Origin of the sequence: Snodgrassella sp. ESL0323, from assembly GCF_013346865.1 — a bacterium.
Lineage (GTDB): Bacteria > Pseudomonadota > Gammaproteobacteria > Burkholderiales > Neisseriaceae > Snodgrassella > Snodgrassella alvi.
In genome coordinates this window covers 1-16,862 of the sequence record NZ_JAAEDT010000014.1, presented here as the reverse complement: position 1 = coordinate 16,862, position 16,862 = coordinate 1, and the positions used below count along the sequence as shown (strand labels likewise).

The 16,862-nt window shown below is 40.5% G+C and carries 18 protein-coding genes; 10 read left to right on the top strand and 8 right to left on the bottom strand.

The window, feature by feature from the left end:
- Positions 1–118: 118 nt before the first annotated feature.
- The gene (locus tag GY065_RS05015) at positions 119–496 is read right to left on the bottom strand and encodes an Mth938-like domain-containing protein (RefSeq protein WP_084585067.1); all 378 of its coding nucleotides are present in this window, start codon (positions 494–496) and stop codon (positions 119–121) included.
- Positions 497–642: 146 nt separating this feature from the next.
- Here GY065_RS05015 and GY065_RS05010 point away from each other — a divergent pair, with 146 nt between their 5' ends.
- The 3 genes from GY065_RS05010 to GY065_RS05000 all read left to right on the top strand — a co-directional run bounded on the left by GY065_RS05010 (position 643) and on the right by GY065_RS05000 (position 4,820).
- Complete coding sequence (locus GY065_RS05010) at positions 643–1,956, top strand: homoserine dehydrogenase (protein WP_174833298.1); 1,314 nt, start codon at positions 643–645, stop codon at positions 1,954–1,956.
- Between the two features lie 395 nt (positions 1,957–2,351).
- A complete protein-coding gene (locus GY065_RS05005; protein ID WP_037474938.1) occupies positions 2,352–2,819 on the top strand; it encodes a type IV pilin protein in 468 nt (155 codons plus the stop codon).
- 96 nt (positions 2,820–2,915) lie between these two features.
- Positions 2,916–4,820, top strand: coding sequence for an ATP-binding cassette domain-containing protein (locus GY065_RS05000; RefSeq protein ID WP_174833297.1), 1,905 nt, complete (start codon positions 2,916–2,918; stop codon positions 4,818–4,820).
- A 50-nt stretch (positions 4,821–4,870) separates the two neighbouring features.
- Here GY065_RS05000 and GY065_RS04995 read toward each other — a convergent pair whose 3' ends face one another.
- From GY065_RS04995 to pmbA, 3 genes are all read right to left on the bottom strand, one after another.
- Positions 4,871–6,118, bottom strand: a complete 1,248-nt coding sequence (locus tag GY065_RS04995) for a DUF1615 domain-containing protein (RefSeq protein WP_202984036.1) — start codon at positions 6,116–6,118, stop codon at positions 4,871–4,873.
- A gap of 54 nt (positions 6,119–6,172) precedes the next feature.
- Positions 6,173–6,661, bottom strand: a complete 489-nt coding sequence (locus GY065_RS04990) for a disulfide bond formation protein B (protein ID WP_174833296.1) — start codon at positions 6,659–6,661, stop codon at positions 6,173–6,175.
- A gap of 86 nt (positions 6,662–6,747) precedes the next feature.
- Positions 6,748–8,106, bottom strand: coding sequence for a metalloprotease PmbA (gene pmbA / locus GY065_RS04985; protein ID WP_244621486.1), 1,359 nt, complete (start codon positions 8,104–8,106; stop codon positions 6,748–6,750).
- A gap of 116 nt (positions 8,107–8,222) precedes the next feature.
- On the opposite strand from pmbA, the gene yjgA reads away from it, so the two are divergent.
- From yjgA to GY065_RS04950, 7 genes are all read left to right on the top strand, one after another.
- Complete coding sequence (gene yjgA, locus GY065_RS04980; RefSeq protein WP_037474927.1) at positions 8,223–8,747, top strand: ribosome biogenesis factor YjgA; 525 nt, start codon at positions 8,223–8,225, stop codon at positions 8,745–8,747.
- 80 nt (positions 8,748–8,827) lie between these two features.
- A complete protein-coding gene (trpC, locus tag GY065_RS04975) occupies positions 8,828–9,616 on the top strand; it encodes an indole-3-glycerol phosphate synthase TrpC (protein ID WP_037474924.1) in 789 nt (262 codons plus the stop codon).
- A gap of 48 nt (positions 9,617–9,664) precedes the next feature.
- Complete coding sequence (map, locus tag GY065_RS04970; RefSeq protein ID WP_174833355.1) at positions 9,665–10,444, top strand: type I methionyl aminopeptidase; 780 nt, start codon at positions 9,665–9,667, stop codon at positions 10,442–10,444.
- 310 nt (positions 10,445–10,754) lie between these two features.
- Positions 10,755–11,039 (top strand): DNA-binding transcriptional regulator, encoded by a 285-nt coding sequence (locus GY065_RS04965; protein ID WP_174833295.1) that lies wholly within the window; start codon positions 10,755–10,757, stop codon positions 11,037–11,039.
- 119 nt (positions 11,040–11,158) lie between these two features.
- The gene (locus GY065_RS04960) at positions 11,159–12,031 is read left to right on the top strand and encodes a folate-binding protein YgfZ (RefSeq protein ID WP_174833294.1); all 873 of its coding nucleotides are present in this window, start codon (positions 11,159–11,161) and stop codon (positions 12,029–12,031) included.
- A gap of 177 nt (positions 12,032–12,208) precedes the next feature.
- Complete coding sequence (locus GY065_RS04955; RefSeq protein ID WP_174833293.1) at positions 12,209–13,807, top strand: peptide chain release factor 3; 1,599 nt, start codon at positions 12,209–12,211, stop codon at positions 13,805–13,807.
- A gap of 516 nt (positions 13,808–14,323) precedes the next feature.
- Positions 14,324–15,016 carry a polymer-forming cytoskeletal protein gene (locus GY065_RS04950; RefSeq protein WP_174833292.1) on the top strand — a complete coding sequence of 231 codons (693 nt, stop codon included), beginning with the start codon at positions 14,324–14,326 and terminating at the stop codon, positions 15,014–15,016.
- Between the two features lie 36 nt (positions 15,017–15,052).
- On the opposite strand, the gene GY065_RS04945 is transcribed toward GY065_RS04950, so the two are convergent.
- The 4 genes from GY065_RS04945 to GY065_RS04930 all read right to left on the bottom strand — a co-directional run bounded on the left by GY065_RS04945 (position 15,053) and on the right by GY065_RS04930 (position 16,788).
- The gene (locus GY065_RS04945; RefSeq protein WP_174833291.1) at positions 15,053–15,592 is read right to left on the bottom strand and encodes a TIGR02594 family protein; all 540 of its coding nucleotides are present in this window, start codon (positions 15,590–15,592) and stop codon (positions 15,053–15,055) included.
- 195 nt (positions 15,593–15,787) lie between these two features.
- Positions 15,788–16,000 (bottom strand): CopG family antitoxin, encoded by a 213-nt coding sequence (locus tag GY065_RS04940; RefSeq protein ID WP_025330149.1) that lies wholly within the window; start codon positions 15,998–16,000, stop codon positions 15,788–15,790.
- On the bottom strand, positions 15,997–16,275 hold the full coding sequence (locus GY065_RS04935; RefSeq protein WP_371731935.1) for a BrnT family toxin: 279 nt from the start codon (positions 16,273–16,275) through the stop codon (positions 15,997–15,999). Before GY065_RS04935 ends, GY065_RS04940 begins: the two co-directional genes overlap by 4 nt.
- 180 nt (positions 16,276–16,455) lie before the next feature.
- The gene (locus GY065_RS04930; protein WP_100117085.1) at positions 16,456–16,788 is read right to left on the bottom strand and encodes a hypothetical protein; all 333 of its coding nucleotides are present in this window, start codon (positions 16,786–16,788) and stop codon (positions 16,456–16,458) included.
- Between the last annotated feature and the right edge of the window lie 74 nt (positions 16,789–16,862).

Genomic DNA, 16,862 nt, shown 5'->3' with positions numbered 1-16,862 from the left:
TAACTATTAAAAAATCAGGTTCCGGTTAATGATACCGGCAGCCTGATTTTTTATCCTTAACCCTGATACTGATTATTTCTAAATTATTCTTTTTAAAAGCAATATATTTAAATAAATACTACTCTTCTATTAACGGCCACAACCATGCCCAGACACTGCGGCCTTCACTGCGCAACACCATAAAAGTACGGCAAGCAGCAGCTGTAGACATACTTTCTACACCGATTCCTTTTTCGACTAATTGTGAAGTCAGACGCGGATGAATAAACACATGATGATTTCCGGTACCGATTAAAATCACTTCAGGCTTAAACTGTAAAGCCTGAGTAAAATCATCAATGGTTAACTCACTGGCTGCTTGCTTATCCAGTGTGAGCACTTCATCAGCAGTAATACATACAGGTTGAGTATATTGCCGGCCGTTTACAGTAATTTTTCCGATATCAACTTCCTCAATCCATAATCCTTGTTTATCCCGAATTTCTTCAATTTGCATTAAAATTTCCTTATGCATAACCACACAACATACTATGGCTGTAGTAGTCAAAAAAGCAGTTTTCGGCTAGCATAGTAGATTATTCACGTAAAATTGCAAGTATCAGGCAGTCCATAAATTAAATTTGTCTATTTGAAGGAGTAAACATGCAGCCTCTGCGTATAGGCTTGCTGGGCGTCGGCACAGTAGGTGGTGGTACCGTCAAGTTATTACAGAATAATGCGGATGAAATTACCCGCCGGCTTGGCCGCGAATTAATTATTACCCGAGCAGCAAGTCGTAATATTGAACGTACCCGGGAAATATGCGGCAATAACACTTTTGTTAGTGATGATGTATTTGAAGTAGTAAATGCAACTGATGTTGATGTTGTAGTAGAACTAATTGGCGGTACAACAATAGCTAAAGACGCTGTGATTCAGGCAATCAAAAACGGAAAACACATCGTTACAGCCAATAAAAAACTACTGGCAGAGTACGGTAACGAAATTTTCCGACTGGCTTCTGAACACAATGTAATGGTGATGTATGAAGCTGCAGTTGCCGGCGGTATTCCCATTATTAAAGCTTTACGTGAGGGGCTGGCTGCCAACCATATCGAATCTATTGCCGGCATTATCAATGGCACCAGTAATTTTATTCTGAGTGAAATGCGTACCCGAGGCAGTACTTTTCCGGAAGCATTAAAACAGGCACAAGAACTGGGTTATGCAGAAGCCGATCCTACATTCGATATTGAAGGTCATGATGCCGGTCATAAATTAAGTATTATTTCTGCACTGGCATTCGGAACCCCGATTAATTTCAGCCAGTGTTATCTGGAAGGCATCAGTCATCTGGAGAGTCTGGACATCTGTTATGCTGAGGAACTAGGCTATCGCATTAAATTACTTGGTATTACCCGCAAAACTTCGCAAGGTATCGAGCTGCGTGTACACCCTACTTTAATCCCTGAAAGCCGATTACTGGCAAAAGTAGAAGGAGTAATGAATGCTGTATCTGTTCAGGCAGATATGATTGGGCAGACACTCTATTATGGTGCTGGTGCTGGTGCCGGCCCAACTGCCAGTGCAGTGATGGCTGATATTATTGATGTAACCCGATTACAGAATGCTGAAGCCAGCTACCGTGTTCCCTATCTGGCTTTTCAGTCTAATTCATTACAAAATATTTCCATTCTGCCAATGGATGAAATCACCAGTAGTTATTATCTGCGTGTATCTGCCTGCGATGAACCGGGTGTGCTGGGAGAAATTGCGAATATTCTTGCTGCAGAAAATATTTCTATTGAGGCTCTCATCCAAAAAGGTATTATTAATAAGGAATCTGCCGAAATTGTTATCCTGACACATTCAACCAAAGAACGTTTTATCAAACAGTCAATGGCTAGAATTCAGGCATTACCACGAGTTTTATCCCCGGTTACCATGATCCGGATGGAAAGCTTACATCATCGTTAATTCCATATCAGCCAAATAAATTTTTTAAATACGGGCGTTATAGCCCGTTTTTTTACTGCTGTTATACCTGTCAACACAAACTGATCATGAATTTTTTAAATAAAAAATAAAATCCTGATTTTAATTAATAATATCTACAAGAATTATCTGGACACTAATACCTGACTATTTATTATAAATATTTTGAATTTTAAATAAACAAAAAACAAAATAATTATACTATTTATGCGTATCATAAATAATTTTATTTATTATAGAATTTAACAATAAATTCATAGCATAAAAAAATAAAATATACAATATAGATATATTCATATATACTATTAATTCGAAAAATAATTTCTTTTATCAAATAAATGGTTAGTATATTCTATAAGCATAAATACAGATATCGTATGTCTTCACTCCGAAAAACCGAACAGGGATACAGCTTATTTGAGCTTATGCTTATACTGACTGTTATCCTCATGATAATTCTGATTGCTTATCCATATTATCGCCAGCATGTACTACAGGGTAGATTAAATCAGGCAAAGGCGGCATTGCTTATCAATGCTCAATTCCTGTCCAAACATTATCAAAAACACATTAGCTATAAGCAAAACAAACACAACTGGCCAGAATTACCTATTATTGAGAACCAGCATTTTTGTTTTCGCATACAGGGAAATCCGCGTTTTGCACCTGAAGAACATTTCACACTCAAAGCAGTGGCGATTGATACCGAAGCTGAACCTCGTATAATCAAATTAAATCAGGATGGAAGAATATTTATCTGCCAAAGCAGCTCCAGCCGCTGCGATGAAGAAAATCATTTTTTTAATGGCAAAGGACAGCCAGACAAAAATTGCCGGATTTTTTAATTAAAGGTAAGTTCAGTATTGCTGCAACATATTAACTATGAACCTGATACAATAACTCATTTCCATAAACCATAATCAAACGTATTCGTCTTAATCATGAGTATTCTGTCACTCGATAATGCCTGCTTTACTGTAGGTCACCACCCCTTACTGGATCATACATCTTTGCAAATGGATGCAGGTGAAAAAATAGGCTTTATTGGTCGCAATGGTGCCGGGAAATCCTCATTACTGAAAATTCTTGCCCGAGTACAGAAACTGGATGACGGATTATTAACTATCCAGAACAACCAAAAAGTTGTTTATGTACCGCAGGAATCCTTTTTTGAACCGCAGGCTACTGTATTTGACACCATAGCCCAAGGATTGGGCGAACTGCAAAATCTGTTACGTGAGTATCATGAGCTCAGCCAGAATATTGGTGATGAAACCAGTCTGAATCGGTTAACTGAATTACAGAATAAGCTTGAAAACCTTAACGGCTGGCAATTTGATGCCTTAATTGCGCAAACCTTAAGTGAATTACAACTACCGGAAAACGAATTAATCAGCAACTTAAGCGGTGGTCAGAAAAAGCGTGTTGCACTGGCTCAGGCATGGGTACAAAAACCGGATATCCTGTTACTGGATGAACCAACCAATCATCTGGATATCGAAGCGATAGAATGGATGGAAAATCTGCTTGGTAATTTTGCCGGCAGTCTGATTGTCGTGACACATGACCGACGCTTTCTGGATCGTGTAGCTACGCGTATCATCGAACTAGATCGCGGACATTTACGTAGTTACCCGGGAAGTTTTAGTGCCTATAGTGAAAAAAAAGCACAGGAACTAGCTGTTGAAGCTGAACATAACCGGCTTTTTGATAAATTTCATGCTCAGGAAGAAGCATGGATTCGCAAAGGAATTGAAGCACGCCGCACACGTAACCAGGGGCGGGTTAAACGGCTGGAACAACTACGCCGCGAACGCGCTGCACGTCGTGAAGTACAGGGGCAGGTCAGCTTTAATTTAAATCGCGGTGAAGCCAGCGGGAAAATTATAGCAGAGCTTGAACACGCCGGATTTGCTTATGGTGAACACCTTATTATGCGTGATTTCTCTTGTGTTATTCAGCGCGGTGACAAAATTGGTCTGATCGGATCAAATGGTGTTGGCAAAACTACCTTTTTAAAATTGATTTTAGGTGAATTACAGCCAACCTCAGGCAAAATTCGGCTGGGCTCACGTCAGGAAGTTGCCTATTTTGATCAGTTTCGTAGTGCATTAAATGAAAACGATACTGTTTTTGATACTATAGGTCAGGGTAATGATTACATTGATATTGGTGGTCAGCGTAAACATGTAATTGGTTATCTTGAAGAATTTCTGTTTTCTCCGGCCAGAGTTCGTAGTGAAGTCAAATCACTTTCTGGTGGCGAGCGCAACAGGCTATTACTGGCCAAACTATTTATCCGACCAGCTAATATTCTGGTACTTGATGAACCAACAAATGATTTGGATATCGATACGCAGGAATTACTGGAAGAGTTATTGCGGGATTATAACGGCACCGTATTTCTTGTCAGTCACGATCGTACTTTTCTGGATAATGTAGTTACTCAATCCATAGTTTTCAAAGGTAATGGTCAATTAAAAGAATACATAGGCGGTTATCAGGATTATATTGACGCCCAAAAACGTGAACAAAGCTTACTAACACCAGCGCCCACAACAAGCAAAAATACCAGTAATCCTGATAAAAACCGGCAAAAAAGCCGACGCAACGATAAACTTTCCTACAACGAACAACGTGAACTCACCAGCTTACCCGACGAGCTTGCTGCTCTCGAAGCAGAACAACAAGAGCTGAATAATAAACTTTCCGATCCGGAAATATTCAAAAATGACTATAAACTGGCAACTGAATGGCAAACACGTATTGCTGAAATTGAAGAGCTGCTGCTGGAAAAACTTGAACGTTGGGAAATCCTTGAAGCAAAACAAAAAAATCAGGAATAATCCGATAAAAAAGCCAGTATATGAATATACTGGCTTTTTTATGTTCGAATTTATCTTTTACGGTGGCGTCCGGTACCGCCACCATGCCGCATACAAGTTTCATAACGACGGGTGACATTAGTAGCATACCAGTTGGTATTATAATCTTTGCTTAACTTCGGTCCGCTAATTATCACTTGCGGCATAATAGCATATGGCGGATTTTTACCGAATTGCTGTTTATATAAAGCAATTACATTCTGATAGGTGGATGTATTTTCAAATTCTGCCTGTTTTTCCTGCAACAAATCTGAACGTATCTGTTCCGTTTTCATTGCGACACCATGATCAGCAAATAACTGATTCAATGCTGTTTCAGTCTGACTAGGCATTGACTGCGCCTTATCATCTTTATCATATAGCAATAAATCCCCATCCAAAGCCATATCTGTATTGAGCAGTTTATTTATATCTTGCTGAAAGGCTGCATTGCGGCTCGAATACATGCCGGAGTTATAATCAGCAAAACGGTATTGAGGATTATCATAGGCCGCAGGATACTTCATCAACCGGTGGATACCGTAATATAAACCACCCTCCCGGGTATACATATAATCACGTAACTCATTTACCGTAGCATTATCGCGCTGATGTTCACGTGCATATTTTACTAATACCTGCATCGAACCAATAGTAGTAATAGGATTATTATCTTCTCCGATATCCTTACCCATAAACCTGGCTGCGGCATTAGTAATTGAATCAGCATAAAATTGCTTTGATACATAAGCAAATATCTGCCGGTAAATTAAGTCCAGCTGCTGTTCAGTTTTTACATTACGCATCTGTACCAGAAAACTGTTTTCTTTGCTCGGTTCATTAACCAGTACTGAATTAAAATAACGTGAAACTGCCGGTCCCAGAGCCGGACCAAACTGCCTGACAAATTTTTGCGGCACTTCCGTCTGAAAAGCCTTGATTGCTTTATTGCCAAGATCAGGAACCGAAGGGTTTGCAACAAAATTTGATTCCTGATCAACCACAGCAATCACACTACATACATTTTCCTGAGTCTTACTGATTTTCAGCTCATCCATGATCCGACTGATATCTGCAGCCCATGCATCACGATCTGCTACCCGAGCCGGAATCAACCGGCTTATCTGTGCTGGCTGATTTAATACCCGGCTGCTGTCATCCGGCGAATTATCATCCCCGCCAGACCATCTGCCCTTGTCCTTACAGGCAGACATACCGCACAGGAATAATCCAGCCAGTGTAATATGACCAATTGTCTTCAGTAAAAATCTAGCATTCATACCATAGCATTCATTCAAACAAAACAAATTATCAGCCGCTGATCCGGCACAGCTTCAGCATTTACGACTGCGCCAGAACCATACCCAGACCCAAAGTAATACAGCAGTAAAAAATAACGCACTCCATATCGGTAAAGGTATCAGTAAAATTTTCTGAACCTCACCACAATTACCTGTACCGCGAATAATCGGTTCATACCAATGAAATAACGGCGCATCACGCAAACGGAACGTCCACGGTGCGCCGCAGGAAGGTTGATCCATCAAAGGAAGATGCTGAATATATATCTGATATACAGCTACACCCAGTCCGCCTATGGGTGCCAGACTGACTACAATGGCATTTATCACCCGCTCAATACAGCTGCGGTTAGGACAGCAGGCACACAAAAAAGCCAGTAACGCAGTAGCAATGACCGCTACACGCTGAACTATACACAACACACACGGGTTCATTCCCAGAACATACTGACCTATAAACGACCCTGCCGCACAAAGTACTGCCAGAAAAAATACACACCACAATGCTTTACGGAAGCTCATTTTCAATCCTTTTAAACACGCAGTTATCAAATATTTGTACTTTCGCCTGACCATTATCCATACAAATTCCCATTACCAGTTACACTTCAGGCTCCAGCAATAATCATATTATCAATCAAAATCGAACCAACCTTATGCGTACTGCGCTTTAACGAATCATCTGCTACACCAGCCATTGCCATAAACATATCCTGTAAACGTGAAGCAATGGTAATACCTTCAACCGGATAGGCAATTACTCCGTTTTCCACCCAGAAACCTGCAGCGCCGCGCGAATAGTCTCCGGTAATAGCATTTACACCCTGCCCCATCAGCTCAGTAACCAGTAAACCGGTTCCCATCGTTTTCAACAAATCAGCCTGACTGGCATGAGTATGATTCAGATATAAATTATGAACACCACCGGCATTTCCCGTGGTGCGCATACCCAGCTTACGCGCACTGTAACTACTAAGAAAATAACCTGCAACCTGTCCTTCACTGATAACAGTACGGTCAAGTGTAGCCACCCCTTCTGCATCAAAATAAGTACTGGCCAGTGCTTTTTTTACATGTGGTTTCTCTGTAAGACATACCCAGGGCGCCATAACCTGTTTGCCAAGACTGTCCACCAGAAAGCTGGTTTGCCGGTATAACGCACTACCACTCAGTGCACCTACCAAATGACCAATTAAACTTCCGGCAACCGTAGTATCAAAAATAACCGGATATTTCCCTGTAGCAACTGACCGACCGTTTAAACGCCGTACTGTACGTGTTGCTGCTGTCTGTCCGATAATTTCAGCATTATCAAGATCTCGTGCATCTCGTGCCAAATCATACCAGTAATCACGCTGCATCCCTGAGTCATCCGCAGCCACCACACTACAGGAAATACTGTGTCGGCTGCCGCGCTGATAAGCACAAAAATCATTACTGTTGGCATATACAAACTGATAATGATCAGTCTGTACCTCTGCTCCTTCAGAATTTTTGATACGCTCATCGGCATCAAGCGCGGCCTGTTCGGCTTTTTTACCAATCTCAATCGCTTCATCGGCAGACAGTGACCAGGGGAAAAAAGATTCTGTATCGCCGAACTCTGTAGCCAGTAATGCGGCTTCTGCCAGACCGGCACAGTCATCCTGAGCTGTATAACGGGCAATACTTAAAGCTGCTCTGATTACCTCTTCTATTGCTTTTTCATTGAAATCAGCAGTACTCGCACGCCCCTTAGCCTGACCCAGGTAAACTGTTATATCTAAGGATTTATCCTGCTGGTATTCAATATGCTCAACATTCTGCTGACGCACTTGTACATTCTGGCCTGCAGATTCGCTAATATCGATTTCAACAGCAGTTGCCCCTTGCAGTCTCGATTTATTGATTGCCTGCTGGCACAATTCTTGTAACTGGTCGGCACTATGATGAAACATTAATCTACTCTCTTGCAAAGAAGTTTGCATTCTAACATGCCGGTTTAGGCACTGGCAGCAGTTAAACAAGCGTGCCAACTGAAATAATATGGATTTTTTGCTAAAATAGATACTTGAAATTCAGATACACACATGACCCGATAAATATGAACAGTAATCCCGATAGCCAGGCTTTTGCAGACGAAAAATGGATAAGTAAAACCCAATTGAAAAAGCAAATGAATGATTTGCAGCAATTAGGTATGGAATTAACCAAATTATCTGCAGATACATTGAAAAAAATGAATTTGCCTGAAGATTTATTACAGGCAGTATTAAGCTATCAGAAAATCAGCTCCAACAGCGCGCTTAAACGCCAGGCTCAGTTTATCGGTCGTCTGATGCGTGAAACCGATACCAAACCCATCAGCGATTATCTTGCGCGCCTCAAAGGTGAAAACAGTACACATAATGCTTATTTACAACGGCTGGAAAATCTGCGTGATCGTTTAATTTCCGATGACAGCAGCCTTACTGAAATCATCAGCCGCTATCCGCATATTGATATCAGCAATCTGCGCACATTAATTCGCAATGCCCGTAAGGAACAGGCTGCAGGAAAACCACCTAAAGCTTTCCGGGCTATTTTTCAAGTATTGAAAGCAGAAATTAGTGAAGATAGTTCTTTCTAAAAGATGGTTTTCCTTCTGGCGATAACCCGCCTTCCCTTTTTGATTAATTCTGCTTCAGCATCCACTTTTGGACACAACTCATGAGTGATATCTTAAATAAAATTATTGCCACCAAAAAAACTGAAATGGTTACTGCCAAAACGGCTGAAACACTGGCTGAAGTACGGGCGAAAGCCTATGAACAGAACCCTGCGCGTCCTTTTCTTGAAGCAATACAGACAAAACATCATCAGGGAAAGGCTGCCATTATTGCCGAAGTAAAAAAAGCCAGCCCATCTAAAGGTTTGATTCGTCCTGATTTTTCACCAGCAGAGATTGCCAGAGATTATCAGCTTGGTGGCGCAGCCTGCATGTCTGTATTAACAGATAAAAACTATTTTCAGGGTAGCCTTGACTATCTGAATATCGCACGCAATGCCTGCAATCTGCCAGTACTGCGCAAAGATTTCATCATTGATGCCTATCAAATATACCAGTCCCGGGCATACAATGCAGATGCAATCCTGCTTATTGCTGCGGCACTGAGCAGTGCTCAGTTGACCGAATATGAGGCTATTGCTCATGAACTAGGTATGACCGTACTGCTTGAAATACATAATGAAGACGAACTTGAAAAATGTACCAATATGCAAACCTCACTATGGGGTGTAAACAATCGTAATCTGCGTACTTTTGAAGTAGATTTACAACAAACCATCAAGCTTCTGCCCGCGTTGACAGGAAAAACTGTTGTAGCTGAAAGTGGTATTTTCACCACAAATGATATTCATATGATGCGACAACATCAGGTGAACACTTTTCTTATCGGTGAAAGTCTTATGCGCAAACAGAATATTACCGATGAACTAAGTTTACTGGTGAATGCTTAAATTATTATACACATTAACTGAATTATTTTAATTACCGTAAAAGGAAGAATCATGGCCGTGATTATTAAGAATGCAGAAGAAATTGCTGCAATGCGTGTTGCTGGCCGACTGGCTGCCGAAGCACTTGACTACATAGGCCAGTTTATCAAACCGGGAATCACCACCAATGAAATTGACCGTCTGATCCACGATTATCATATCAATGTTCAGGGCGGCTATCCTGCCCCATTAGGCTATGGCAACCCGCCATTTCCCAAGTCATGCTGTACTTCTGTCAACCATGTAATTTGTCACGGCATACCCGATGATAAACCCCTAAAAAACGGCGATATATTAAATATAGATGTCACCATTATCAAAGATGGTTTTCATGGAGACTCAAGCCGTATGTATGCCGTCGGAGAAATCAGCCCGCAGGCCCGGCGCCTGATCAACATTACCCATCAAAGTATGATGGCCGGTATATCAGTAGTCAAACCGGGGGCAACACTTGGTGATATTGGTTACGCCTGCCAGCAAGTAGCTGAGAATGCGGGTTACTCTATGGTGCAGGAATTTTGCGGACATGGAGTCGGTCGCGGCTTTCATGAAGAACCGCAAGTGTTGCATTATGGTCGTCGCAATACAGGATTAAAATTACAACCCGGAATGATTTTCACAATCGAGCCAATGGTTAATCAAGGTAAACGTCATTTACGTATATTAAATGACGGATGGACGGTTGTGACCAAAGACCATAAGCTTTCAGCACAATGGGAACATGAGGTTCTGGTTACTGAAAACGGCTATGAAATACTTACAGTCAGCCCTTTAACAGGCAAACCTTAAAAGCATAAAAATATCATAACTTTACATTAATATAATATTAATATCTGATATAAAACAATAAATCTTTATTTAGTTTAATTAAAATAAATCTGTATTATCCTGTTATACCACATTTTAATAAAACAATAGCAATATTGTATTGAATGTAAAAACAATTGTGATAATATTGAAGCCAATAGATAATTATGCATAATGGTAAAACATTTGCCATCAGTTTTCCTGACAAATTTTACCAAAATAATTAATTATTTATGAATGACCATATTAATTTACTAACACATAGACAACTCGCTTTTAAGGTATAAAAATTATGAAAGCATTCAAACCTATTAACAATGTGCGTGAAATCCGTAAAAAACTTGGTTTAAATCAAATTGAGTTCTGGAGTCAGGTTGGTGTTACCCAATCCGGTGGTTCGCGTTACGAAGCAGGACGCAATATTCCGAAACCAGTTCGCGAGCTGGTTCGTCTGGTTCATGTCGAACAACTGGAATTAAGCAAACTGAATCGTGCAAATATGGAGGTAGCAGAACTGCTTAAAAACGAACATCCTGATATGTATCAGCAGTTAAAAGCAAAAGCTGAAGGAAAATAGGTTAATTAATAGTATTTTCCCTGGCTCCGTCCCAGAATTTGGGCGGAGCTTTTTATTTGTTTACTAAAAATTCAGATTTATAATAAGAACCGGCGAATTTAAATTAATCAGGATTCAACATGACACACACAGCATCTACCCTGATGCCCTTTTTCGGCCTTATTCGGGTTAGCGGCGAAGATCGCACCACATTTTTGCATAATCAGCTTTCAAATGACATTAATCATCTTGCAGAAGAACAGGCATGTCTGGCAACTTATAATACAGCCAAAGGCCGTGTCATCGCCAATATGCTTCTACTTAACAGAGGAGACGATATTATTCTGATTGCTGCAGCCGATCTGTGTGAAACGCTACAGAAAAAATTGCAAATGTACATTTTGCGCAGCAAAGTAAAATTAGAAACCATGCCCGAATGGGGTGTGGCAGTTGGTTTACCAAATGATATTCCTGTATCAAATGCACCAGAACAACCTCAATATGTTTTATCAGCAACGACGACCAATCAGATCTGGCAGATACAATTGCCAGATCACTCAGAGGTCAGCGTCGGCAAAATCGATCAGCTACCACCACTGAATACCGAAAATGCCATAGCATGGAAAACTCATGAAATTACCTGCGGCAATCCATGGATTAGTGCAGCCACCACAGAAACATGTGTGGCACAAATGCTCAATCAGCAGCTTATCGGTGCCGTGCATTTTAAAAAAGGATGTTATCCAGGACAGGAAATTATCGCCCGGGCCCAGTACCGCGGTCAGGTAAAACGCGGCTTGGTACTTATTGAAAGTACTACCCCGCTTTCCGACGGAGACAGCATATATGATAGCAACAATGAAGAAGCGGGGCTGATTATCAATCAGGTACAAAAAGACTCAGTTTCATTGGCACTGGCAGTTATTAAACACAATGCTGCCCAGGCGCAGCTACAATGTAACAACCAAGTTTTAAATATGAAAAAATGCTTTTTTTCTACAGCTAATGACTAACCAGTTTAAATCACTAGTAAACAGCCGATAAATAAAATTTATATTCATAAAAAGTCATGATTAACAGCACTAAAATATCCAATTAACAGATTTCATATCAACCTGTGCTACAATATGTATCTCTTTACAAGACGGCCACAGCCGTCTTGTTTTTATTGTTTTCAGAATATAAAAATCATGAGTCAGATTGCCCAGGAAGCGGCACGACGCCGCACATTTGCGATTATTTCCCATCCGGATGCCGGTAAAACCACCCTAACAGAAAAACTGCTACTGTTTTCAGGAGCTATCCTCTCTGCAGGTACAGTAAAAGGAAAAAAATCCGGTAAATTTGCCACATCAGACTGGATGGAAATCGAAAAACAGCGTGGTATTTCCGTAGCCTCATCTGTGATGCAGTTTGATTATCGTCAATATGTTGTTAACCTACTTGATACACCCGGCCACGAAGATTTTTCTGAAGATACTTATCGCGTACTCACTGCCGTTGACAGTGCCTTGATGGTTATCGATGCAGCCAAAGGCGTAGAAGCACAAACAATCAAACTTTTAAATGTTTGTCGCCTGCGTGACACACCAATTGTTACCTTCATGAACAAATATGATCGCGAAGTTCGCGATTCACTTGAACTGCTTGATGAAGTTGAAAACATACTGCACATCCGCTGCGCTCCGATTACCTGGCCGATTGGTATGGGAAAAAATTTCAAAGGTGTCTATCACATCCTGAATGATGAGATTTACCTCTTTGAAGCCGGTGGCGAGAAGCTGCCACATGAATTTGATGTAATCAAAGGTATCAATAATTCCCGACTGGATGAGCTCTTTCCGATAGAAATTCAGCAACTGCGCGAAGAAATTGAGCTCGTGCAGGCTGCTTCAAATGAATTTGATTTAGAAGCATTTTTGCGTGGCGAGCTGACACCTGTCTTCTTTGGTTCAGCTATCAACAATTTCGGTATTCAGGAAATCCTCAATGCATTGATTGACTGGGCACCGGCTCCGCAGCCCAGAGAAGCACTTGAGCGTGTGATCGAACCAACTGAAAACAAATTTTCCGGTTTTGTATTCAAAATACAGGCCAATATGGACGCCAAGCATCGCGACCGTATTGCTTTTTTACGCGTGTGTTCCGGTGAATTTACCCGGGGCATGAAAATCAAACACCTGCGTCTTAACCGAGACATTGCTGCATCCAGTGTTGTCACTTTTATGTCACATACCCGTGAACTGGTTGAAGAGGCTTTTGCCGGTGATATTATCGGTATCCCTAATCACGGTAACATCCAGATTGGCGACAGCTTCACAGAAGGTGAACGCCTCACCTTTACCGGCATCCCGTTTTTCGCACCGGAACTGTTTCGTGCTGTGAGAATTAAAAATCCGCTGAAAATGAAACAGCTGCAAAAAGGATTACAACAACTTGGTGAAGAAGGTGCAGTACAGGTATTCAGACCCCACAATGGCGGCGATCTAATACTCGGTGCTGTAGGTGTATTGCAGTTTGAAGTAGTTACCGCTCGTCTCGCCAACGAATATGGTGTTGATGCCGTATTTGAATCTGTCAGCATCTGGTCTGCACGCTGGGTATCCTGCCCTGATCGGAAAAAACTGGCTGAATTTGAAAAAGCCAACATACTTAATCTCGCTACAGATGCAGGTGGTAACCTAACCTATCTGGCTCCCAACCGTGTAAACCTGTCTCTGACAGAAGAACGCTGGCCGGATATTCGTTTTCATGAAACCCGCGAATTAACAGCACAGATTAATCAATAGATTTTCCGTTTAAACAAAAGCAGCTTATTCCTTAGAGGAAAAGCTGCTTTTTTAATAATGACTACTTATCAGCAAAAAAAAACCTTTTGCGGGGGTTTTAGCTTATTTCTTGTTCCGCAAATATGCTTTTTTACTTGAAAATAAATGCTGAAAAATCAAATGCTGTTATTTTTTTGCGGAATGGAAAAATGCAATTAGCATTCTAAAATCAAGTTGTGGTGGAGATAACCACTGTGTATTGGCTGATATAACAAGTAACTCCCACAAATATACCTGTAGTGGTTGATACATTAAAAGCTAGCATTGTTCATAATGGCGATATTATTGTTAAAGGAGATATAATTATTGATAACTGTTCAGAATTTTCGATTTATATAAAAGGTAAAATTAAATTTGAAGGAAAACTAGAGATTAATACCGATCAAATACCTATATATGCCAACCTCAATTAATCTGATACATATTATAGAAAAAGCCAGCGTTTTGGCTGGGCTTTATTATTTAAAGGATCAAAAAATGGAAGCCAAAAAAGAAGAGTTTATAGTTACTCAAGAGTGGCTTGAAGAAATGGGCGCTTGTGTAGATGAGCTTCAAGCTTTTGAAAAGTATTTCCCTAATGGCGGAGAAGCTTTAGAGGTATTAGAGCGATGTGTAGAGTTAAATGATATATATTTTGGAACATGGTTGATAAGTTTATTGCCTCTCACTTATCCACCTTTAGAGCTTAATACTTTTGTAGGTAATCTTCTCTACCCCGGTGATGTACATATTAAAGGAGATATTTCTACACAAGGGGTTATTCGCATCAAAGGAAATCTTAAGGTAGATGGGAAATTAACAATCAACAAACATTTGGATGTCTGCTCGGCTAAAGGCTGTGTAAATGCTGATGAAATTTATATTAGTGGAGAAGCATCTATTCACGCACAAGTTAAAGCTAATTCTATTATCATGAGTGATCATGCTGTTATTGGCGGGGATATTGTAGCTAATAGTATAAGATTGCGTTCTGCTCTGATTTTCGGAAATACTGAAGCTAAGGTTATTAATTTTAAAGGTGGTCAAATCCGCGGTTTTGTTGATGCCGATGAAATTATTAACGATGGTGGATTGATTTATGGAGACGTTAACACTATCAATATTGAAAATATCAATGGCGGAATAGTCGACGGGTATATTTTTTATGAAAGTCCTGATGAACATAAATAAAGCCAGCAAAAATTAGCTGGCTTTACTTTCTAATAACTAAGCCTCATTAGTACAGAGTTTTCCGGAAGAAGTTAAAACAGGGAGCGCATATCGACCAGGTAAAGGAGATGATTTAACTGCTTTATCAGACCATATGCTAGGCCAGTAATAACCGGTTACCCTACTACGTGAAAAAGCGGCAATCTTGACCTCGTCCCCTTGATTACCGCCTAGTACCATCACATTACCTTTTGCATCTACTCCCACAACAAAACCAACATGACCGCCACCCTGCCGGGTAAAGGTAACAATACAGCCATATGCGGGTTTATCCAGCTTGGTCATTAATTGAGCATTATCCCATTCTCTGGCTCTGAACCAGTTTTTGACTACATACCGCCTAGTTTCACCCAAACAGTGCCCGACAAATAAGCCACACCATGGCGTTTCATCATCACGCCACCATGCTGTGCTTTCCTTGCTGTACTTACCCATATTGTCAAGCCATGCCATGATTGTCGGGTTGTATTTAGCACCTTTAATCTCACGTAAACCTATGTGCCTGCGTGCCTCACTAATCCATGATAATTCATTCATTGCTAAACCTTTCATGCATAAAAAAAGCAGCCATAACGGCTGCTTTGTATAGATAATTTAAATTTATTCTTGTATTATTGAATTGCTTTAAAACTTCTTACCACGATTAACCCTCAGAGACTTCCCTCAGTCGTGAGGGTATTTTTTTGACATGAAAAAAGCTGCCTACTGGCAGCTTATTCAATTCTTTAAAATTCACTTAGTCCATTTAATATCAAGCTTGCGCTTGTTTTCGGCACAATCCTTTAAATACATATTCATTAAAACCTGATACGGCAATCCGGTTTCATCAGCCATATCTTTGAAATAAGTAATACTATCTTCATCAATCCGAATAGTGATTGTTTTTTTTAGCTGTCCTGAATACGGATTACGTTTTGCCTGACTAAAATCGTACTCTTTTTTCATAAATGTGCCTCGTACTGTTTGCGTTCTTGCTTGGTGGCCGTCCCTGCTGAAATCAAACGAATTGTATTGCCTCTTTCGCAATGAATAACCACTAATACACGTAAATTCTCACTCATCCCTAGCAATATGAAACGGTCTTCATCTTCGGAATGATCTGGATCATTAATTATTAAAGCATTTTCGTCCCAAAGTACCGTAACAGCTTCATCAAATGATACACCGTGCTTTTTGATATTGCTTGCTGCTTTTTCCTGATTCCATTCAAAGCCATTAATTATTCTATCCCCTTAGTTGTAAGTATATTATATTTATATTTTAAATATACAACAAGTAGTTAATTTTTATAAAGATGATTTTTTCATATCTTCTATAGTTATAACTGTATCAATGGCACCAGCGCTCCAAATAGAAAAGCCGGCATTTAGCCGGCTTGAATCAGTTACGTAATCAAATCACTATTTCTGCTTATCATCTGTATCACCGATTATCTTTTCTGCCCTGTTACACACAGCATTGATCAGTTTTTTAGCCAGCTTCGGCGCAGTTGCTTTGAATGCATCTAACAGAGATTTCGAAGCCATTCCGGCAAACACACCGGCACCGGCAAACAGCCACGGGTGATTCTGCGTGAAGAAATACTCTGTTATAGCGGCTGAAAAAACCATCCCTATAATGATGAATGTCACAGTAAGCATTACCCCATAGCGTCGATAATCAGACACTACCAGCGAGCCCAGAAAGCCACCGGCAAGGGCAAAACAAGTTGCCAGTGTAAATGCTTCATTCATCATTCACCGCCTTTTTTATCTTCTGCCTGTTGTGTGTTTTTAATCAGATTTCTGCCGGCCAGTGCACATATAAT